This window comes from Bradyrhizobium sp. DN3, from assembly GCF_041357655.1.
Lineage (GTDB): Bacteria > Pseudomonadota > Alphaproteobacteria > Rhizobiales > Xanthobacteraceae > Bradyrhizobium.
This window is the reverse complement of record NZ_JAULLN010000009.1, coordinates 254,636-275,998: the sequence shown is the minus strand read 5'-3', so window position 1 is coordinate 275,998 and position 21,363 is coordinate 254,636. Positions and strand designations below refer to the sequence as shown.

Below are 21,363 nucleotides of genomic sequence, written 5' to 3'. Positions count from 1 at the left end.
TCGCGTAGAAATTGTCCGACGTCGGCACCACGGAGCCGAGATATTTCTGCACCAGTTCAGGGTGCTCGCGGATCGCCTCCGAGATCGGCATGAAGATCACGCCAGCCTTCTTCAGCTCCGCCTTGAACGTGGTCGCCACCGAGACCGAATCGAAGACCGCGTCGACCGCGATCTTGCGGCGGGCGGGGTCTTCCTCGCCCACCTTCGGCTCGACGCCTTCGAGCATGGCGACTTCCCGCAAGGGAATGCCGAGCTTTTCGTAGGTCTTCAGAATCTCCGGATCGATCTCGTCGAGCGAGGTGACCGTCTTCTTCGGCTTCGGCGCCGCGTAATAGTAGATGTCCTGGAAGTCGATCTTGGGATATTCGACGCGTGCCCAGGTCGGCTCGGTCATGGTCAACCAGCGCCGATAGGCTTCCAGCCGCCACTGGAGCATCCAGGCGGGTTCATTCTTTTTCTGCGAGATGAACTTTACGATCTCTTCCGAAAGCCCCTTGGGGGCCTTCTCGGAGTCGATCAGGGTTTCAAACCCATAACGATACTGGTCGACGTCGATGCGCTTCACGCGCTCGACCGTCTCTTGTACGGCTGGCATTCCATCCTCCGCTCGCGGTTTCAAGGACCGCGGTGGATCAAACTCGGACGAGTATTACGTCTATTACGATGTTTTTTGGCGGAAAGCACGCACCTAGAACCATTCAAGCCGTGTTTCGTCGCCTAGCCCTTAAGTAGGTTATTACCGAGCTTTCGCCAAGCCTCTAACGCTCGATTGATCTCCTCGAGTTCCGTGGACCAGCCAAGACTGAGGCGCACCGCTCCCTGGGCCACAATGGGATCGTACCCCATGGCCGAAAGCACGTGGGACGGCTGGACCTTTCCTGATGAGCAGGCTGAACCTGACGACACGGCGACGCCCGCGAGGTCAAAGCCGATCACAGCGGTCCCGGCCTTCAGGCCTGGCGCGGTGAAAAGGACGGTATTTGGCAACCGCTCTACATCGTCCGCAAAGACGATCACCCCGGCAATTGCGCGAAGGCCATTTTCCAAATGATCCCTGAGGGTTGCCATTCGCTTCGCATCCTCCGGCAGAGCCTGAAGCGCCACTTTGACCGCCGCGCCAAAGCCGGCAATCCCAGCGACATTCTCGGTGCCCGCCCGGCGGCTGAGCTCCTGCCCGCCACCCCGCAGAACCGGCTCCAGACCGGCGAGCCCTTCCGCCACCACCAGCGTGCCAACGCCCTTCGGGCCGCCGATCTTGTGCGCAGAAAAGGTCGCAAGGTCTGCGCCCACAGCCTTGATATCGAACGGAATTTTGCCCAGCGCCTGGATCGCATCGACATGCAGGAGGCCGCCGACCTCATGAACGATCCGCGCCGCCTCCGCGACCGGCTGGAGCGCGCCCGTCTCGTTGTTGGCGGCCATGATGGAGACCAGCGCCGGCGGGCCGCCACTGAGTTGGGCCTTCAAGTGGTCGAGGTCGACCACGCCGGAGCGCGACACTCGAATCTGACCGATCTTGTCCGCCGGGAACCGGCCGCCCGCCAGCACCGAGGCATGCTCGACTGCGGAGACCAGCAGTCGCTCGACGGGTCCGCCCGACGGTCCCCGCAGGCCGGGCGACAGCGCCAGCCCGTTGGCTTCGGTTCCGGCTGAGGTGAAAATGACGTTCCGCGGCAGCGCACCTACGGCGGTGGCCAGCGTGGCACGGGCCTCCTCGACCAGGCGCCGTGCCTCCCTGCCCTCGGCATGGACCGAGGATGGATTGCCGATCAGGTCGTATGTAGCCAGCATCGCAGCCCTCGCCTCAGCGCGGAGCGGCGTGGTCGCGTTCCAATCGAGATAGACCCGGGTCGGCATTGAGTAAGATATTACCTCAAATCAAAGGGGCATTTCCGTCGTCCCGACATGGGCCGCGGGCACGCGCTTGGCAACCATGATTCCGAACGGTGCGGTCGCGGTGACGCGACCATGACACGCTAACGTCTTGAACCCGTTGGGCGATGTTCAAGATGCTTGCTTTTTGACCCTGTGCCTATGTTAGAACGCGCACCGTCAAGCCACCGCGCGCCGTCAGCGCATCACCGCACGACGCGCCCTCTCACTCTTCATTGCGCTTTCGTCGGCATCTGCCGATGAAGCCACAATCGGTTGATTGCCGAGGTCGCCTCCAGGAAATCAATCAAGAGATCATCGATGCCCGAAGTCATTTTTACCGGCCCTGCCGGCCGTCTCGAAGGCCGCTACCATCCGGCCAAGCAGAAGAACGCGCCGATCGCGATGATCCTGCATCCGCATCCGCAGTTCCATGGCACGATGAACCATCAGATCGTGTATCAGTGCTACTACGCCTTTGCGCATCGCGGCTTCTCCGTGCTGCGCTTCAATTTCCGCGGCGTCGGCCGCAGCCAGGGCTCGTTCGACCATGGCACCGGCGAATTGTCGGATGCAGCGGCTGCGCTGGATTGGGCGCAGACCATCAATCCCGAGGCGCGCGCCTGCTGGGTCGCCGGCTTCTCCTTCGGCGCCTGGATCGGCATGCAACTCCTGATGCGCCGGCCCGAGGTTGAAGGCTTCATCTCGATCGCGCCGCCTGCCAATCTCTACGACTTCTCGTTCCTTGCGCCCTGCCCGTCCTCGGGCCTGATCGTGCATGGCGAGAAGGATGCGGTGGTGCCGCCAAAGGACGTCAACACGCTGGTCGAGAAGCTGAAGACGCAGAAGGGCATCGTGATCGACCAGCAGGTCATTCCCGGCGCCAATCACTTCTTCGACGCCAAACTCGAGCCGCTGATGGAAACCATCACGGCCTATCTCGACATGCGCCTCGCCAACGTGCGCTGAGGCCCTATAGCACTAAGGTCCTGTAGCCCGGATGGAGCGCAAGCGAAATCCGGGAAACTCCATCCGCAGATACAGGGCCCCGGATTGCGCTTCCGCTCCATCCGGGCTACGGGACTGAGTTCGCCGCTCAAGCCAGCTTGAGGGCGACGATCCCCGTCAGCACAAGCGCGATGCCCGCAAGCTTCACCGCGCTCAAGGTTTCGCCGAATAGCATGACGCCCATCAGGAATGTGCCGGCCGCGCCAATGCCGGTCCACACCGAATAGGCAACGCCGACCTCGAGCACCTTCAAGGCGCGCCCGAGCAGGAAGACGAAGGCGGCGAGCAGCACCAGCGAGGTGAGGCTCCAGCCTGCGCGCGTGTAGCCTTCCGCATATTTCATCGAGATCGCCCAGCCGATATCAAGCGCGCCGGCGATCACCAGCATGAGCCAGGCCATGGACTGCGACATCGGCGTCGCCTCAGGCCGCGAGCTTCAAGAGATGCGCGTCATGGCGCACCAGGAAGGCCCGCAACAATTGCGGATAGTCCGCCCCGACTGCGGCGCGCACGCTGGGTCGCTTCGCGAGCTCGGCCCGCCACCCGCGGACCCTGGGCAGATCGCTGAAGATGCCAAGCTCGGTCAATTCATCGAACACATCGAAATAGCGAAAAATCGGCGCGAACACTGCGTCGACGAGGCTGAACGTATCGCCGGCGAAATACGGCCCTGCGCCAAGCGCGGCTTCCACGCGCGCGAATTTGGCCGCGAGCGCCTGGCGCTTGCTCTCGAGCGTCGCAGGGTCCGTCGTCGTCTCCAGCCCCCAGAGGTCGCCGAGGATCGCCGAGCCGAACTCCATCCAGGCGCGGTGCTCGGCACGTTTCAGCGCATCCGCCGGATGCAGCTTCGCGCCGCCCTGCGTCTCTTCGATGTACTCGCAGATCACGTTGCTCTCGAACAACGCAACCTCGCCCTTGTCGGTCGCAACCACCAGCACCGGCACCTTGCCGAGCGGCGATAGCTTCAGGAACCATTCGGGCTTGTTGGCGAGATCGATATCGATCCGCTCGAACGGCACGCCCTTCTCCTTGAGCGCGATGACGGCACGCTGCACGTAGGGACAAAGCTTGTGGCTGATCAGTTTGAGCGAAGCGGTCATGGTGGCGATCTCGGCGGTTAAATGCAACTGCATCTATATAGATGCAGCTGCATTAACTCGTCAAGGTCGATGCATCTGCATCAACTGCCTGTGACTTCAGGGCCGCGCGATCACCCCGCCCGTCATCGGCATCGGCACGCCCGTGGTCGCCGGATAGGACAGCGGCAGGCCCTTCAGTCCCCGGGCAGCAAGGAAGCCGAAGGCCTGCGCCTCGATGGCGTCGGAGGCCCAGCCGAGCGTTTCGGCGGCCTCGACGATGGCCGAGCCGACCCGCTCGCGCAGCATCCGCAGCATGGTGAGGTTGCGGGCCCCGCCGCCGCAGACGATCCAGCTACGCGGCCGCCGCGGCAGCAGCGGCATGATGCGGGCGATCGCGGCGGCGGTGAAAGCGGTCAGCGTCGCGGCGCCGTCGGCCGGCGGCATGTCGCCGAGCTTCAGCGCGGCAAAATCATTGCGGTCGAGCGACTTTGGCGGCGGAGCTGCAAAGAACGGCCGCTCCAGTGCGCGCGCGATCCAGGCTTCATCAGCCTTGCCGAGCGCGGCGAATTTTCCTTCCGCATCGAACGCCTGGTTCATGCTGCGGTACATGAAGTCGTCGAGCAGCGCATTGCCGGGCCCGGTGTCGCAGGCGATCAGCGTGTCGTTGCCGTCGATATAGGTGATGTTGGAGACGCCGCCGATATTGACCACGACAATCGGCCCCTCGCGCTCGAGCGAATTGGCCAATGCCCGGTGGTAAACCGGCACGAACGGCGCGCCCTGCCCGCCGGCCTCGACGTCGGCGGCGCGGAAATCATGCACCACCGGGATATGGATCGCCTTGGCCAGCGCCGGCCCATCGCCGATCTGTACCGTCAGCCGCTTTTCGGGCCGGTGCAGCACGGTCTGGCCGTGGAAGCCGACGATGTCGATGTCCTCCGGCCTCATCCGGTTCTGCGCGACGAAAGTGGCGACCGCCTCGGCATGGGCCCGCGTCACCACGCGCTCGGCCTCGGTCAGGATCCCCGGCCGGGCATCGCGTTGGGACAGGTGCACGGCCTCGCTCAGCGCCTGGCGCAGCAGATTGCGCTCAGCGGGGCTATAGGGCCGGTAGCCGGTCGGCCCGAACGCCTTCACCTGCTTACCGTCGGTTTCGATCAGCGCGACATCCACACCGTCCAGCGAGGTGCCGCTCATCAAACCGAGTGCCGTCAACATCATGGATCAGCGTCCTCAAAAGACCTGCCCTGGCATGCCGATCTTGTGCCAGAGGGACACATCTTATAATGCCACAGCGCCAAGTGGCGGGCGGCAATCGAGTTCCCATGCAAGACTCTTAAATTGCCCCCAAAACAGTAAACCAAGAATTGTCAGGCACGCCGACAGATGACTGCATTTAAATCGGATTTCCTCAATACCCTGCAGGAACGTGGATTCATCCACCAGTGCTCCGATTTCGAGGGGCTGGACGCGCTCGCCGCCAAGGGCGAGGCGATCACCTATGTCGGCTACGATTGCACCGCCCCCTCGCTGCACATCGGCAACTATCTGACCATGATGATGCTGCACTGGCTCCAGCAGTCGGGCAACAAGCCGATCACGCTGATGGGCGGCGGTACCACGATGGTGGGCGATCCCTCCGGCAAGGACGAGACGCGCGCGATGCGCACCGTTGCCGAGATCGAGGCCAACAAGGCCTCGATCCGCGGCGTGTTCGCAAAGGTGCTGCACTATGGCGAGGGCAAGAGCGACGCCATCATGCTCGACAATGCGGAGTGGCTGACCAGGCTGAACTGGATCGAGATGCTGCGTGACGTCGGCCGGCATTTCTCGGTCAACCGCATGCTGACCATGGACTCCGTGCGGCTGCGCCTCGAACGCGAGCAGGAGATGAGCTTCATCGAGTTCAACTACATGGTCTGCCAGGCCTACGACTTCGTCGAGCTCGCCAAGCGCACCGGCTGCCGCCTGCAGATGGGCGGCTCCGACCAATGGGGCAACATCATCATGGGCGTCGATCTCGGCCGCCGCATGGGCACGCACCAACTGTTCGCGCTGACGACGCCGCTGCTGACGACCGCGTCCGGCGCCAAGATGGGCAAGACGGCGCAAGGCGCGGTCTGGCTCAACGCCGACCAGTTCTCGCCGTATGATTTCTGGCAGTACTGGCGCAACACCGAGGATGCCGACGTCGGCAAATTCCTGAAGCTGTTCACGACGCTGCCGATAGCTGAGATCAAGAAGCTCGAGGCGCTCGGCGGCTCCGAGATCAACGAGGCCAAGAAGGTGCTCGCGACCGAAGCGACCGCGCTCTTGCACGGCCGCGACGCTGCTAACCAGGCAGCCGAAACCGCGCGCCGCACCTTCGAGGAAGGTACGCTCGCCGAAAGCCTGCCGACGGTGGAAATTCCGCGCGGCGAGTTCGATGCCGGCTTTGGCGTGCTCAACGCCTTCGTGAGGGCGGGCTTGGTTGCCTCCAACGGCGAAGCCCGACGCCAGATCAAGGGCGGCGGCCTGCGCATCAACGACGCGCCGGTCACAGACGAGAAGATGGCGCTGTCAGGAGCCAATCTGACGCCGGAGGGCGTGATCAAGCTGTCGTTCGGCAAGAAGAAGCACGTCCTCATCAAGCCTGCATAGCCGTATGAGCTTTTCGCTGCTTGTCAGGGCGCGCCGAAGCGCGCTCCCTGACCGGCAATGGACCAGAACACGCCCAGGGAAACAAACAGGGAAACGAGCAAGGATGGCGTCGCGGCAACGCCGCAAGGCGCCGTGCGCATCGCGCTCACCGTGCTCGCGCTCTGCTTCACGCTGGCTGTGCTGGGCCGCGGGCTCGGCGACAGCTTTACGGTGTTCCTGAAGCCGATCTCGGAGAGCTTCGGCTGGGACCGAGCGCAGATCGTCTCGGTCTATTCGCTGACCTGGCTCGCCAGCGGCCTCACCGCGCCCTTCGTCGGACGCCTGTTCGATCATTCCGGACCGCGCATCGTCTACGCGCTCGGGCTGCTTTTGCTCGGCGCTGCGTTCCTGATCGCAGCGCACGCACAACACCTGTGGCAATTCCAGCTCTCGATCGGCCTCTGCGTCGGCATCGGCATTGCCTTCATCGGCATCGTACCGAACTCGATCCTGCTTGGTCGCTGGTTCGGGCCCCGCCTGCCGACTGCGATGTCGGTGGTCTATTCGGCGATGGGCGGCGGCGTGCTGGCGCTGCTGCCGGCCTCGCAGCTCCTGATCGATCACATCGGCTGGCGCGGCACCTACCAGCTGTTCGGCTTCGCGGCTCTGGGCCTGCTGGTGCCACTCATGCTGCTGCCGTGGCGGCTGTTCGCTGCCGGCTCGTCGCATGTCGTGAAGAAGACCGATCCGGATTTCGTGGACAACGGCTGGACGCTCCTCCGCGCCATGCGACACCACGCATTCTGGGCGCTGTTCTCGACCTTCTTCTTCACCGCGGTCGGCATGTATGCGATCGCCGCGCAGATCGTGGCCTATCTGATCGACGCCGGCTTTCCGCCGCTCCAGGCCGCAACCGCCTGGGGCTTCTCCGGCGTCGTGCTGGTGTTCGGCATGTTGGGAGTCTCCGCCCTCGACGGGCTGATCGGGCGCCGGCCGTCGGTGCTGCTGAGCTACGCGATCTCGATCCTCGGCATCTTCCTGCTCTGGCTCTTGCAGTATGATCCGAACATCATCCTGCTCACCGGTTTCGTCGTCTGCTTCGGCAGCATGATGGGCTCTCGCGGCCCGCTGATCAGTGCCACCGCGATGCGAATCTTCCAGGGCAAGCGCGTCGGTACCATCTACGGCACCATCTCGATCGGCAGCGGCCTCGGCTCGGCATTCGGCTCCTGGAGCGGCGGCCTGATTCATGACGCAACCCACGGCTACAATGCAGTGCTCGCCTTCGCACTTGCGAGCGTGGTGCTCGGGATGATTCCGTTCCTGGTCGTGCCCGCCTTGCGGCGGTAGGTTTCTCAGGGGTAACTTGAGCTCATTGGCGTCACCGGACAATTACGGGTGGGCATGACGCAAACACGAGCAAAAAATTCGGATCGAACGCGAGCCTGCGGTGTTTTTCTGACATGACGAAAATGTCAGAACGGAATTGATCCTGGGTGGCTTGCGAGGCCGAACCGAATGCGGTCCAAGTCGCAGCATTGGGTCACAGCATTGGATGGAGGGCAAACCAATGAACTTTCTTTATCTCACCCGCTTTCAACCGGTTCTCCTGAGCCTGTTCCGCTTCATCACCGGCCTGTTGCTGTTCCAGTACGGTATTGCCAAGCTGTTCAAGTTTCCGGTGCTCCCGTACTTCGCGAACATCCCGCCGATCATCTACGCGGCCGGTACGCTCGAGCTTGTGCTCGGAGCGCTCCTGATGCTCGGGCTGTTCACCCGCCTCTCGGCTTTCATTCTCTCGGGTGAAATGGCCTTCGCCTACTTCATGGGCCACATGTTCAAGGGCGAAGCGCCGGTGTTCCTGCCGCTGCTCAACGGCGGCACCGCCGCGATCCTGTTCTGCTTTACCTGCCTCTACCTCTCGGCAGCCGGCGGCGGCTCGGTCAGCGTCGATGCGGTGATGGGCAAGGAAAGCGATTCGGCCGGCGACGCCTACGCGCGGCGCTGACCCGCGCAATTGGCGTGCAAGTAACGGATGGCGCCGGCAGCTTCGCCGGTGTCATCTACCGCGAGCCCAGCACGTTCCAGATCAGGACGAGGGCCGCCACGAGCAGCACGGACATGATGATGCGGTGAACGAATCGATTCATCGCTGTCCCGGCCAGGCTCGGTCATAACCACAATCCAGCATCATTTCTCACCGCGATCCGGCGCGCCATGCGCAAGCGAAGCGCGTTGCGCCTGCACATTTGCGCATGCGGCTGCGAACGCTGCGTGCGCGGCAGCGCGTCGCACGCGTCCGTTCATGATTGGTAAGAACTTCATGCTACCGACGCGTGCAATAACAACCATCCCGTCGAGGCCGTGATGCAACTGCTGAGTCATCTCAAGATCCGCACCAAGCTTGCCAGCATGGTCTGCCTCGCGGCGCTCACGGTCACGGCCATCATCGGGGTATCGGCCCTGCTCAGCAAGAGCCGCATGATGGAGGACCGCATCCAGCAGATGCGGACTGCGGTGGAGCTCCTCTATAACTACGCGCAATCGCTCCAGGACGAGGTGACGGCCGGCAAGCTCACGCAAGCCGAGGCCAAGAGCTTGTTCCACCAGCGCGGCCGACGCATGAACTTCAACGACGGCCAGGGCTATCCGGTGGTCTATAATCAGGACACCTCCCTGGTCGTGAACGGCGCCAATCAGCAGCTCGAAGGCAAGATCACCGGCGCCAAGGATTCCAACGGCGTGCTGATCGCCGACGCCATCGTCAAGGCCGGCAGCGAGACCGCGCAAGGCGGCGTGACCTCTTATCTCTATCCCCGCCCCGGCCAGACCGAGCCGGTCCGCAAGACCGTGTTCGCACGCAAATTCGCGCCCTGGAACGTGACGATCAGCTACGGACTCTATGTCGACGACATCGACGCCGACGTGCGCGCATTGACGCTGGAGCTGGCCGCCATCGGCATCGGCCTGATGCTGCTGATGGCGACGCTGTCCTGGCTAATCGCCCGCGACGTGCTCGGCGCACTCGACCGCCAGAAGAACCGCATGCAGGAGATTTCCGAAGGCGCCATCGACAAGGTGGTCGAGGAGACCGGCCGCGGCGACGAGATCGGCCGCATGGCCGAGACGCTCGAAGTGCTGCGGCAAACAGCGCTGACGGCGCGCACCCTGGAGGCCGAGCAGGTCGCCACCAAAACCCGCAGCGAGCAGGAGAAGCGCGATGCCTTGATCGCGCTTGCCGACCGCTTCGATGCCTCCGTCGGCCAGCTCGTCGGCCTGATGGCTTCGGGCTCCGGCGAGCTCGAGGCCACCGCCAAGTCGATGTCGTCCACCGCCGAAGGCACCAACCGCCGCGCCGCTGTGGTCGGCTCGGCCGCCACCGAGGCCAGCCAGCGCGTCCAGACGGTTGCGGCTGCAGCCGAAGAGCTCTCCTCCTCCATCACCGAGATCAGCCGTCAGGTCGCGCAGTCTGCCGAGGTCACCGGACGCGCGGTGGACAGTGCCCGCCGCACCGACACCATCGTGCGCGCGCTGTCCGATGGTGCCCAGCAGATCGAGCATGTCGCCGAGCTGATCTCCAGCATCGCGGCACAGACCAATCTGCTCGCACTCAACGCCACCATCGAGGCTGCACGCGCGGGCGACGCCGGTCGCGGCTTTGCCGTCGTCGCATCCGAGGTGAAGTCGCTCGCGAGCCAGACCGCGGAAGCCACCCGCGAGATCGGCGACAAGATCGCCCAGATCCAGGGCGCGACCAAGGAAGCGGTGGACGCGATCGGCGGCATCACCGCCACCATCGAGGAGGTCAGCCGCATCGCCACCTCGATCGGCGCCGCCATCGAGGAGCAAGGCGCCGCCACCGCCGAGATCGCCCGCAGCGTCTCGCAGACCGCGGAGGCGACCAAGGAGGTCACCACCAATATCGGCGGCGTCAGCACCGCTGCGAACGAGACCGGCAATGCCGCCGGCATGGTGCTCGCGGCTGCCTCGAGCCTCTCCAAGCAGGCCGAACAGCTCTCCGGCGAAGTCGGCACGTTCCTGGCCGGCGTGCGCGCGGCGTAAACGCTCTTCACCTCTCCCGCTTGCGGGAGAGGTCGGCGCGAAGCGCCGGGTGAGGGCTTTCTCCTCATTGGGAATCTCGCTGCGGAGGCACCCTCTCCCCAGCCCTCTCCCGCAAGCGGGAGAGGGAGCGCACGTGGCTACAATCGAATCTGATCAGCTGCGAACTACAATGAGCCCCGCTTCTATCGCCGCGCGAGGCTGCAGCCGCTCGACAGCTGGCGCGTCGATCCGGTCGAACCGTCATTCGACTGCGACGGGAATTCTTCGAATGGCGAGTTCTGCTTGCCGGTGTTGAATTCGAAGATCTTGCGGAACAGGCCCGGCGCCATCGCCGAGATCGGATTGACGCGCATCACGGGCGCGGCCGGCGTGCCGACGACCTCGTAGGTCACGCCGATCAGACCTTCGTTGTTACCGCCGCCGAGGAAGATGCCGAACAACGGGATCTGGCCGAAGATGTTGTTGACGCCATACATCGGCACGAAGGTGCCGCTCATGCAGACCTGGTTGCCGGGATAGTCGATCGAGCCCTCGATGGTGGCACCGATCATCGGCCCCTTGACCACGCCGTCGCGGATCGTGAGCGCGCCATTCTGCCGTGTGAACTCGGCGCGGAGCGCGCTGAAGGAGACGCCGTTGCCGGTGCCGTTGGGCGCGCCGGCAGCGACGCGTTCGAGCTGCGCCTCGCCCTTGACCGTGAAGTCGCGCACGTTGATGAGGCCCTCGCGCGACGTGTTCGGCTCGGACGTCGGCGGCTCCATCGCCACCACCATCTGGCCGCCGACCGCCTTGGTGTAGGTGTCGGTGAAGCGCAGCAGCGCGCCGGCATCGTTGGTCTGGAGATAGATCACCTCGCGATTGCCTTGCGCGCGGCCGCCGCGCAAATCGGCTGCCACCGGCGTGTCGCGACCGATCTTGCCGCTCAGCGAAAATGCTTTGATGGCGCCATTGCGTTTCGACATCTTCGCGTCGACGCTGCGCATCGCCTCGCCGTTGAAACCCGCGACGGCACCGAGCTTCACGTCGATATCGAAATCGACGTTCTTCATCTTGTTCTTGCCGTCGTCCTTGGAATTGCCTGAGATCGCCGACTTCAGGAAGCCGCGGCCGTCGAACACGTCGCCGCGCATCGTGCCGCGCAGCACGCCGTCCTGACCGCGCTCGGCCTTCAATGAGGTCTTGTCGCCGTCAGACGGCGAATAGGTCGGGAAATTCACGTTCATGAGGTCGCCGTTCGCGTCGACCTCGAGCGAGCCCTTGATCGAGGCGCCGCCGCCTTCGATGACGATATCTTCCAGGCGCGTCGATTGCGCCGTCGGCACCACCTTGAAGCTGGCTTTCCCCGACTTGCCTGGCAGCTTGACCCAGCCGGGCAGGATGTTGTCGAGCTTGACCGAGGTCAGATCGGCCTCGACGCCGAGCTTCGTGGTCTGATCCGCGCCGCTCGCGATCTTGCCCGACAGCTTGATCGGCAACGATCCGCTGACGGCGGGGCTCAGATCAAATCCCAGGCGCGCGCGGCTGGCATCGTCCAGCGTCGCCTGCAATCTGACGTCCGCATCGCCTTCAGTCGGCTTGCGATAATCGAGCGAGGCGGCCTGTCCGTTGATCTTGACGTCGCCCTTGACCTGATAGCCCTGGTTACTCGCGACGATCTTGAGGTTGTTGGCCTCCAGCTTCTGATTCATCACCAGCTTGTCGGCGGCAAAGCCGTTGAGGTCGGCGGTCACGGCATAGGTGGTGTCGGCCTTGGTCAGCTCGCCCTTGACCGGCATGCCGAGCTGGATATTCGCCGAGAACGTTCCCTTGCTGGTGTTGGGATCGACGACGGTCGACGACAGATCGCTCAGGCGATCATTGGCGAGCATTTCGGCCGCGGCGGGCACGGGTCCTTCGACGCGGAACTTCGTGCGCGACGGCGACGGCTTGGGCGCCATGTCCGGCACCTCGAAGGTGAAGTCGGAGATCGTGATCTTGCGGCCGGCGGGCGTATCGGCAATGCCCTGCCCGATGTTCACGGTCGCGGTGCGGCCGGTCACGCGCGCCTTCAGATCGGCATCATGCACCACCGGCATGCCGTCCACGGGACGCACGGCGACACCGTTTGCGACGATGTTGACCGACAGGCCGTCGTCGGGGATCGGAGGCCCCTTGCGCGGAAGGTTCTTCACCGGCGAGTTGATGCCGATCTCGATGCGCTGGAGCGTGCCGCGCTCGATCCGCTCGATCACCCATTCACGCAGCTCGGGAACGATCAATGTGGGCCACATCCGCTTCAGCGCGGAGGCCGACATCGGCGTTCCCGCAAAGCCCAGCGTCAGCCGCGGCTCACCGGAATAGTCGATGGCACCGGTGCCGGCGACGCCGATCTCGCCATTGCTGATATCGGCCTGCGTCAGCAAGAGGCGCTTGTGGTCGGTGTCGAAACGGAAGCCGATCGCAATCCGGTTGAAGACGAGCGGCGGCTCGTTGTCGATGCCACCCAGCAGGATCGAACCGCCACTGAAGCCGAGCTGCCAATCATTGGTAGCACCGTTCGGTGGCTCGAGATGCCCCAGCAGCGTCAGGCGGTTGGCGCCAGAGAGAACCTTGAACGGTGCGACCAACACCCGCCGGTTCGCGTCCCACTCGACGTTGATCTCGGCCTGATCGATCGCCATCGGATAATCCGGCGTGTCGGTGTCGATGATGTTGCCCGCGCCGACCGCGATCTTGCCGCGGAAGAAGGTCGGAACGCCGTCGCGGCCGAGCTCGCCCTTCAGCTCACCCGTCAGCGGCAGGTCAGCGGTATAGGTGAGATCCTTGACACGCAGCGCCAACAGGATGTTCGAGGTCGAGACCTTGTCGGCGCGGATATCGACCGAACGCACGCCGTTCTCGGCCGGCCCGATCGTGGCGCGCAGCATCCACGGACGCGCACCCTCCTCGCCGAGGCTGAGCGTGACGCCGCCATGGCTCGGCCGGCGCAGGCTCAGCGTGATGTTCTCGAACGACCATTTGCTACCACGCTGCTGGTCGTCGACGATCAGATTGCCGTTCTTCAGACCGATCTCGTTGAGGTTCTGGCCGTCGAGCCCGGTCATGCTCAGACTGTCGAGCCAATCGAGGCCCTGCAGGATTCCGCTCTGTGCGGTCGCCTGAGGCGCGGCCTGGGACGCGTCCGGGCTCGCAGGCGCTGTGGCGAATGGCGGCGGCGGGACGCCATTGCGCGGGAATGTCGGCGGCAAGCCTGCCTCTTTCTTGGAGGCCACGCCGGTTGCCAGCGGCTTTGCGGTGTCGCCGGCCGAGACCGTGACGGTGCCGTCAGGCGCGATGCGGATCGCGAGCTCGGCATCGACGAGATTGAGGCTTTCCGCGCGCAGATGCCCCATGAGGAGACCCGCACCCGACAGCTTCACCTCGGCCTTCGGCGCACTGGCGACAATGGCGTGATCGCGGTCGCGGACGATGATGTCACGGATGCGGACGGCGATCCGGACCCGCCCCGCCCGCTCGATCTGCGTGCCGCCCACCTCCACGGTGTTGCCGTGGCCGATATTGTCCTCGATGGCGGCTGCCAGCCATGGCGTTGCAATGTCGAGATTGATGGGACCCGCGCCGAGCCGCCACCACAGCGCGCCGAAACAGCCGACGAAAATGACGATGAGGGCACTGACGACGACGGCAAAGCGCATCAGCCATCGACCGCCGCCCTGCCAGCGCTGCAACGACCTGAACCCGTCACCGAAACGATGGAAGCCCGAATTGGAACGCGACAACAGCCGGCGCGCGCGATGGCCCGCGGCCGCCTCCTGATCCGGATCCCAGTCGGCGTCGTCCCATTCCCGCGGCTCGTATTGGCCGCCGTGCCGATCGAAGTCCCGGTTGTAGTCCTGGGGCGACTTATTCCTTGCCATTGCCTCTCGATACAGGCGCCCATCGTAGGATTGAGCGCCGCCGGGACCGCAGCCGTCGAGGGGGAGCGAAGACCCCCGCGCCGGCACTGCCGCCATACCTCGAATATTCCTGCTGTTCGTCATTTCGCCCCGGGAGCGCGTTCAACGAGCAGTGGGGTGGTGCGTGGAATTCCTTGTAACCATACTCCGGCGTCGTCAGACTTGCCCAGCCGAGGGCGCGATTCCGGCACACCGGACGAGAGCTGCAATACCGCTTTGGTTGACCTGCCGAAAGCGACGAAAGGAAGGCGTATGTCCAAGAAATCCCAAAAGAAATCGTCCAAAACGCCCTCCGGCAGTCCGACGGCCAAAAAGAAGACCCTGAAAACGCGGGCAACGACTCAAACAAGGTCCGCGAAAACACAGCGGACGCCGGCGAGCAAATCAACCAAGACAGTAGCAAAAGCAGGATCACATAAGGCCGCATCGAAACAGTTAAATTCCTCCAAATCGCCCGGGGCGGCGAAGGCCGCCTTGACCGAGGGTCAGAAGGCTCCCGCCTTTCGCCTGCCGCGCGACGGCGGCGACGTGGTCACGCTTACGGACTACGCCGGCCAAAAGCTCGTGCTGTTCTTCTATCCCCGCGCCGACACGCCCGGCTGTACCAGGGAGGCCATCGATTTCACCCGGCTGGCGGACGCCTTTACGGCTGCCGGCACCGCCGTGCTCGGTATCTCCGCCGACCCGTTAAAGGCCCAGGAGAAGTTCCGCGACAAGCACAAGCTCGCAATGCCCCTCATCTCGGATGAGACGCATGAGATGCTGGAGGCGTATGGCGCCTGGGGCGAAAAGTCCATGTATGGCAAAAGCTTCCTTGGAATTCTTCGCACCACGGTACTGGTCGGGGGCGATGGCAGAGTGGCCAGGATCTGGCGCAATGTCCGGGTCGACGGCCATGCCGATGAGGTGCTGGAAGCGGCAAGAGGTCTTTAACCAGTCCTTTAAATTCGAATGTTCCCGTTTCCGGAAAATTAACCATGACCAGCCCAGATTGCTGCGGCAATTAGGCCGTTACGGACTCATCCGACCGGCGCGGGAGTGCCGATGTCGAAAAGTTCTGCCCAATACTCGCAGCACCTCCAGCATCATCCTCACGACCACGGAAGGGCCTTCCATCGCCGTCCTACCACCGCCGCAACGGCGGTTGCGATTCCCCTTCCGGCGACCGACGACGCCTACACCATTGTCCATGCCGGCAAGCAGGTCCGCTTCGGACCCGTGGTGTTCTGGATCGTGGTCGGCACGGTGGTGCTGCTCGGTCTGTGGTCGGCTGCGACCGCCACCTATTTCGCCTTCCGCGACGACGTTCTGACCCGGCTGATCGCCCGCCAGGCCGAGATGCAGTACGCCTATGAGGACCGTATCGCCGAGCTGCGGGCCAAGGTCGACCGCACCACCAGCCGGCAGCTGCTCGATCAGGAGCAGTTCGACCAGAAGCTCGACCAGATCATGAAGCGCCAGACGGCGCTGGAGTCCCGGGCTACGGCGCTCGGCGCCATGCCCGACGTGACCGGATCGATCCCGCGCGCGACACCGCAGCGTGGTGACGCCGGCCAGAACGCAACGCAGGGCACGCCGAAGCCGTCGCCGATCAGCGACACCGTGATCTTCGTGGCCCCGCCGGATCGCGAAGCGCGGCTCGAATCGCGCGCGCCGAACGTCGCGACGCCGCCGACCAGCCAACTCGCCAAGAACCAGGGCTTCGACAACGTCCTGGTCCGGCTCACGACCTCGCTTGATCAGGTCGAGCGGCGCCAGATGGCGGCGCTCAGCGCCGTCGAGGAAGGCATGGATTCACGCATGCGCCGGATGCGCGGCGTCGTCAGCGATCTCGGCCTCAACCTCGCCAGTCTCGAAGCCGCCGTACCGCGCACCGCGATGGGCGGGCCTTTCGTACCCGTCAAATTGACGCCCAACGCTGGGCCGTTCGAGAAGCAGCTCTACCGCCTCAACACCACGCGCACCGAGTTGGACCGCCTCAATCGCACGCTGGCGTTGGTGCCCTATCGCAAGCCCGTCATCGGCGAGGTCGAATTCACCTCCGGCTTCGGCGTGCGCAGCGATCCGTTCCTCGGCCGGCCCGCGATGCATACCGGGCTCGACTTCCGCGCCGCCACTGGTGATCCCGTTCGCGTCACCGCCAACGGCAAGGTGGTTTCCGCCGGCTGGTCCGGCGGCTACGGCCGCATGGTCGAGGTCGACCACGGCAACGGGCTTTCGACCCGTTATGGCCATCTCTCCGAGATCAACGTCAGGGTCGGCGAGGTCGTGAAGATCGGTCAGGTGGTCGGTCTCGTCGGCTCGACCGGCCGTTCCACTGGTCCACATTTGCATTATGAGACCCGCATCGAGGGCGAAGCGGTCGATCCGCAGAAATTTTTGCGCGCCGGCGTGCGGCTCAGCGCGGGCTAAGCCCACGCTTCTCTCTTTCCCGTAAGTTCGCCACAAGTGGCCTTAGCGCCGGCCACCGCCCATCCCGCCTCCGGGACCGCCGAAACCACCACCGATTCCACCCCCTGGCCCCATGGGCCCGCCGGGTGCACCCAGACCGCCGGGACCTGACGGGCCACCCGGTCCTGTCGGCGCCGGGCCGGACGGCGCGCCAGGGCTCGCCCCCGGGGCAGGCGCGCCCGGTGCACCGGGCTGGCCGCCGCCAGGCGTGGCGGTGCCGCGATTTGGATGCAGGATCGAGCCGCCCGGCGAGCGCCCGGGCTGGCCTGCTCCGCCGGGCGCCTGCCCCGGCGATCCCGGGAATTGACCGACCGCGCGCGCCGAATCGAGCTGGAGGCCGCGTGAGCGATCGAACACGCCGTTGACCACCATGCGTGCTTCGCCGGCGGCTGGCCCGAAGCGCGAGCTGTCATGGGCGATGAGCCCGGAGCCGAGCTGGAGGTTCGATCCCATGCGCTGCACATAGGCCTCGACCGACAGGCGGCTCGCGCCGACGAGATCCGAGAAATCGTCGATCCGCGTGCGCGCGGCCTGCATCGCGCCCTGGCTCGCGCTGCCCTCGATCTGGACGCGCTGGCCGACGAGCAAGGGATCGACGCCGTTCAGCCTCAACCCACCGATTCGCAAGCCGTCCGGCCCGCGTTCGACCAGCCCCGTCACGCGCGCGGCCGCATCGCGCCGCGGCTCGACCAGGCTTGCGACAATGACCCCGTCAGTACGGCGCAAGCCGTAGACGGCGACCTGCGTGCCCGTACGGAGCTTGCTCTCCTTGTCGCCGGCGACGATCTTCTGACCGAGCACGGTCAGCTCGTTGCCCTTCACCTGCTCGATCGGACCGGAGACTTCGCTCGCGATCGTGATGTTGCGCGTGACGAGCGTGCCGTCGGCCTGACGGGTCGCAACCACGCGCGCGAGCTGGCCAATGCGCAGCGCCTTGGCGCTGGCCGCTTCACCGTCGATCCGGACCGGAACGTCGCTCGCATAGGTGACGCGCTGGCCGTTGACGTAGATGCTGCCGAAACGCTGGATCACGCCGACGATGCCGGTGCCGCCGATGCCGTGATCATCGCCGCGCGTGATCCCGGTGCCGCCGATGCCCTGATCGGTGCCGCGCTTGACCTGCGCACGGGCGATGGCCGTGCCGGCGAGCCAGAATCCCATCAGCAGCAGGCGGCGGGAGATGAGCGGCGGCCGGCTCATGACGAAGCGCCCTCTTTGCCACCGTCTTTGCCGCCCTCCTTCGCCCCGCCTTCCTCATCGGCATCTTCGCTGTAGATGTAGAGGCCGAAATTCCAGCGCGCGTTGCCGCCCTTGTCCTTGGCGAGAGCCCGATTGGCCTCGCGGTTGGCTGTCTTCAGCGCATCCATGGCGAGTTCGCGCGAGCGCGCCTCGAGCTTCCGTGCCAGTTTCGGCGAGATGTTGTTGTAGTGCACCGCGCGTTCGAGGAAGCGTGGCGCCCCAGAGACATTTTCCGCGGCGGCCGCGATATGGTCGTGCAGATTGCGGCCGAGATAGTGCCATTTGCCGTCGTCCTCACCGCTCGGAACGAAGGCGGCCTCGACCAGCTCGATTTCGTCGGCGTCATTGATGGTGACGAGCTTGCGGTCGATCCATTCGTCGAGCACCGCGCGCGGGCGCACGTCCTTGGTGACGGAGGCGACGAGCTGCTCGAACGACGGCGCATCGCCCTCGGCCGTTCGCGGCAAAGCAAGCGGCTCGCCCTTGGCATCGGTGAATTCCGGCGCGGCAAGCCAGCGCGCGATCACCGCACTGGTCAGCGACACCGCCGCCGGCGCCTCGTGCACGGGTGCGCCGGCGCCGCGCAGCCGCGCCACCTCCTTGCGATGGATGCCGGTGAGCAGGCTGACCCGGCTGTCGGTCTGCTCTTTTCCCTCCAGCGCGAAATCGTGCTCGGCGACGTTGACGAAAAGCTCGCGAAGCAGCTGCGCCAGCGCCGGGAAGGTCATGCCACTGCGGATGCACAGCCGCACGAGCGGGCGCAGCAGCCGCGCCAGCGGCGCGTGCAGCTTCTCGGCGGCATTCGGCTGCGGCGCCATCGGCTTGTCGGCCGATTTGTCAGCCTCCTTGGATCCGGACTTGGCATTCATGTCTGAATTGTACCGATGCCTTACGTGGGACACAATCCCACTTTTTTCCACCAGGTCGATTGACGTGGTAAATTTTCCCACATATACGAACCGCCACTGAGGGCGCGACGTAGAGGGACTCAAAACCTATGGTTGACCGCTTGGTCCGCATTTCCACTTCACCGCCTGCTATGCCGGCTCCCGATTGGGGGCATAGCGCGATCGAGCCGATGCTGCCGGCGCTGCTGCGCGGCGCGATCTTCATTGCGGTGCTGGCCGCACCGTTCCTTGCCGCGCTCCTCGCAGGCTGACCATCGTCATGCATCACACCCACGAAACCCCGCACCGCCCGTCGGTGCTGCACATCTTCAAGGTCTATTATCCCGACCTGTTCGGCGGCACGCTCACGGTGATCCGCGACATCTGCGCGAGCCTGAAAGATGCCTTCGCCTCCGCCGTGCTGGTCTGCTCGCAATCGGCCGAACGGCGCGAGATCGTCGTCAACGACGTTCCGGTCGAACGCGTCCGCTCGTTCGGCAATTTGTTGTCGCTGCCCGCCGCTCCCACCTATCCCTGGCGGCTGTGGCGCAAGATCGCCGCGCACGATCTGCTCGCGCTCCACGCCCCCTTCCCGCTCGCCGACCTCGTCTTTGCCTTCGGATTCGGCGCCAAGCGGCCGCTGGTGGTGCACTGGCACGCCGACATCGTCACCCATGCCGGCCTGCGCTGGATTATCGAACCTCTGATGCGGCGGACCTTGCGGCGCGCCAAGGCGATCATCGTCTCGGACCACGTGCTGGTCGACAACACGCCGTTGCTGCGCGAATTCGAGGACAAATGCCACGTCGTGCCATTCGGCATCGACACCTCTGGCTATGACTGGCCGAAGATCGAACCGCACCACGTCAACGATCGCGGCCGACTCGTGCTGGCCTGCGGCCGGCTGGTGCCCTACAAGGGTTTCGACGTGCTGATCCGCGCCGCTGCCGCACACAATTTCGAGGTCTGGATCATCGGCGAGGGCACCGAGCGGCCGCGGCTCGAGCAACTGATCCAGGAGCTCGGCCTCGGTGATCGCGTCCGCCTGCTCGGCTCGGTCAACGATTGCGAGCGCATCAAGCTGATGTGCCTCGCCGACGTCTTCGTGATGCCGTCGGTGACCAATGCCGAGACGTTCGGCCTCGTCCAGTTGGAAGCCATGGCCGCCGGCCGTCCGGTCGTGAACACGGCGCTCGACACCGCAGTGCCGCGCGTCGCCCGCCACGGCATGGAGGCGATCACCGTGCCGCCCGGCGACGCCGCGAGGCTGGGCGAGGCTATCGACACGCTGATCCGCGATCCCGAGCGCCGCCGCCGCATGGGACGATCGGCGCGCGCGCGCGCCCTCACCCGCTATTCGGCCACGGCCTTCAAGCAAGGCATGGAGACCGTCTACCGGGAGGCCATCGCCGCACCGAGCGAGCAGCGATCGGCGATCGCCGATCCGCCGCAGGCGACGGGATGGGTGGACACCGTCCGGATCGCGGCGGCGCTGGCCTGGTCCGACATGCGACACCGCTATGTGCGCTCGCTGCTCGGCCCGTTTTGGATGTCGCTCCAGATGGCGATCGTGGTCGCGGTGCTGGGCTCGGTGATCGGGCAGATGTCGAACGCCGACGTGCTGTCGCGCCTGCCCATGCTGGCGCTGTCGATGACGGCCTGGACCTTCCTCAACAGCGTGGTGCTCGATGCCACCACGGCGCTGCAGAACTCCGCGAGCCTGATCCGCGACCGGGCGCTGCCGCCGGTAATCTTCCTGCTGCAATGCACGTTCCGCCAGGCGCTGTTCGCGCTCCATAACGCCTGCGTGCCGCTGCTCCTGTGGCTCATCCTGTCACGCCACGATCTCTCGCACGCGCTGGCGGCGCTGCCGGGCCTCCTGCTGTTCGTGGTCTGCACTTTCGCCCTGAGCCTCGTCCTCGGTGCGATGGCAACGCGCTATCGCGACCTCAAGCCGATCATTGAATCCACATTGATGCTCGCCTTTCTCGCCTCACCCATCATCTGGTCGTCGGAGATGATCAACCACCGCTCGACGGTTATGCGGATCAATCCGCTCACGCATCTGTTCGCCGTGTGGCGCGAGCCGCTGGCGGGTGGCCATGTCGATCCCGTCAGCATCGTCTATGTCCTCGTCGCGTTGGCGCTCCTGATCTGCGCGAGCGTGCTGACGCTGGTCCATCTGCGCAAAGCTGCATTCTGGATCTGACG

17 protein-coding genes are annotated in these 21,363 nt (G+C 64.9%); 9 read left to right on the top strand and 8 right to left on the bottom strand.

From position 1 onward, the window contains the following. Together AAE027_RS16415 and AAE027_RS16410 are read right to left on the bottom strand one after the other, a co-directional pair. Positions 1–595 (bottom strand): SufB/SufD family protein (locus AAE027_RS16415; RefSeq protein WP_479714224.1); only part of this gene is annotated, 595 nt, incomplete at its 3' end. A 122-nt stretch (positions 596–717) separates the two neighbouring features. Beyond that, positions 718–1,857, bottom strand: coding sequence for a cysteine desulfurase family protein (locus AAE027_RS16410; protein WP_370990351.1), 1,140 nt, complete (start codon positions 1,855–1,857; stop codon positions 718–720). Positions 1,858–2,193: 336 nt separating this feature from the next. Here AAE027_RS16410 and AAE027_RS16405 point away from each other — a divergent pair, with 336 nt between their 5' ends. Then, a complete protein-coding gene (locus AAE027_RS16405) occupies positions 2,194–2,841 on the top strand; it encodes an alpha/beta hydrolase (RefSeq protein WP_014495555.1) in 648 nt (215 codons plus the stop codon). 127 nt (positions 2,842–2,968) lie between these two features. Here the strand turns inward: AAE027_RS16405 and AAE027_RS16400 are convergent, their stop codons facing one another. The 3 genes from AAE027_RS16400 to AAE027_RS16390 all read right to left on the bottom strand — a co-directional run bounded on the left by AAE027_RS16400 (position 2,969) and on the right by AAE027_RS16390 (position 5,180). Further along, the gene (locus AAE027_RS16400) at positions 2,969–3,292 is read right to left on the bottom strand and encodes a DMT family transporter (RefSeq protein ID WP_370990350.1); all 324 of its coding nucleotides are present in this window, start codon (positions 3,290–3,292) and stop codon (positions 2,969–2,971) included. Positions 3,293–3,302: 10 nt separating this feature from the next. Next, positions 3,303–3,980, bottom strand: coding sequence for a glutathione S-transferase family protein (locus AAE027_RS16395; RefSeq protein WP_370990357.1), 678 nt, complete (start codon positions 3,978–3,980; stop codon positions 3,303–3,305). 96 nt (positions 3,981–4,076) lie between these two features. Beyond that, a complete protein-coding gene (locus AAE027_RS16390) occupies positions 4,077–5,180 on the bottom strand; it encodes an anhydro-N-acetylmuramic acid kinase (protein ID WP_370990349.1) in 1,104 nt (367 codons plus the stop codon). A 165-nt stretch (positions 5,181–5,345) separates the two neighbouring features. Between AAE027_RS16390 and tyrS the strand changes: the two genes are divergently transcribed. From tyrS to AAE027_RS16370, 4 genes are all read left to right on the top strand, one after another. Next, complete coding sequence (tyrS, locus tag AAE027_RS16385; protein ID WP_370990348.1) at positions 5,346–6,599, top strand: tyrosine--tRNA ligase; 1,254 nt, start codon at positions 5,346–5,348, stop codon at positions 6,597–6,599. 57 nt (positions 6,600–6,656) lie between these two features. Next, entirely contained in the window at positions 6,657–7,928 is a 1,272-nt protein-coding gene (locus AAE027_RS16380) for an MFS transporter (protein WP_370990347.1), read from the top strand. 220 nt (positions 7,929–8,148) lie between these two features. Continuing rightward, positions 8,149–8,586, top strand: coding sequence for a DoxX family protein (locus AAE027_RS16375; protein ID WP_370990346.1), 438 nt, complete (start codon positions 8,149–8,151; stop codon positions 8,584–8,586). 359 nt (positions 8,587–8,945) lie between these two features. Continuing rightward, entirely contained in the window at positions 8,946–10,640 is a 1,695-nt protein-coding gene (locus AAE027_RS16370; RefSeq protein WP_370990345.1) for a methyl-accepting chemotaxis protein, read from the top strand. A 182-nt stretch (positions 10,641–10,822) separates the two neighbouring features. Here the strand turns inward: AAE027_RS16370 and AAE027_RS16365 are convergent, their stop codons facing one another. Further along, complete coding sequence (locus AAE027_RS16365; RefSeq protein WP_370990344.1) at positions 10,823–14,632, bottom strand: YhdP family protein; 3,810 nt, start codon at positions 14,630–14,632, stop codon at positions 10,823–10,825. Positions 14,633–14,827: 195 nt separating this feature from the next. On the opposite strand from AAE027_RS16365, the gene AAE027_RS16360 reads away from it, so the two are divergent. Together AAE027_RS16360 and AAE027_RS16355 are read left to right on the top strand one after the other, a co-directional pair. Next, a complete protein-coding gene (locus tag AAE027_RS16360; RefSeq protein ID WP_370990343.1) occupies positions 14,828–15,508 on the top strand; it encodes a peroxiredoxin in 681 nt (226 codons plus the stop codon). Between the two features lie 111 nt (positions 15,509–15,619). Beyond that, complete coding sequence (locus AAE027_RS16355; RefSeq protein WP_370990342.1) at positions 15,620–16,987, top strand: M23 family metallopeptidase; 1,368 nt, start codon at positions 15,620–15,622, stop codon at positions 16,985–16,987. 42 nt (positions 16,988–17,029) lie between these two features. On the opposite strand, the gene AAE027_RS16350 is transcribed toward AAE027_RS16355, so the two are convergent. Both AAE027_RS16350 and AAE027_RS16345 read right to left on the bottom strand, forming a co-directional pair. Beyond that, the gene (locus AAE027_RS16350; protein ID WP_370990341.1) at positions 17,030–18,226 is read right to left on the bottom strand and encodes a DUF5666 domain-containing protein; all 1,197 of its coding nucleotides are present in this window, start codon (positions 18,224–18,226) and stop codon (positions 17,030–17,032) included. Next, a complete protein-coding gene (locus tag AAE027_RS16345; RefSeq protein ID WP_370990340.1) occupies positions 18,223–19,134 on the bottom strand; it encodes a DUF6502 family protein in 912 nt (303 codons plus the stop codon). Before AAE027_RS16345 ends, AAE027_RS16350 begins: the two co-directional genes overlap by 4 nt. Before the next feature lie 128 nt (positions 19,135–19,262). Between AAE027_RS16345 and AAE027_RS16340 the strand changes: the two genes are divergently transcribed. Beyond that, on the top strand, positions 19,263–19,424 hold the full coding sequence (locus tag AAE027_RS16340; protein WP_370990339.1) for a hypothetical protein: 162 nt from the start codon (positions 19,263–19,265) through the stop codon (positions 19,422–19,424). Between the two features lie 8 nt (positions 19,425–19,432). Continuing rightward, positions 19,433–21,361 (top strand): glycosyltransferase, encoded by a 1,929-nt coding sequence (locus tag AAE027_RS16335; protein WP_370990338.1) that lies wholly within the window; start codon positions 19,433–19,435, stop codon positions 21,359–21,361. Positions 21,362–21,363 lie beyond the last annotated feature (2 nt).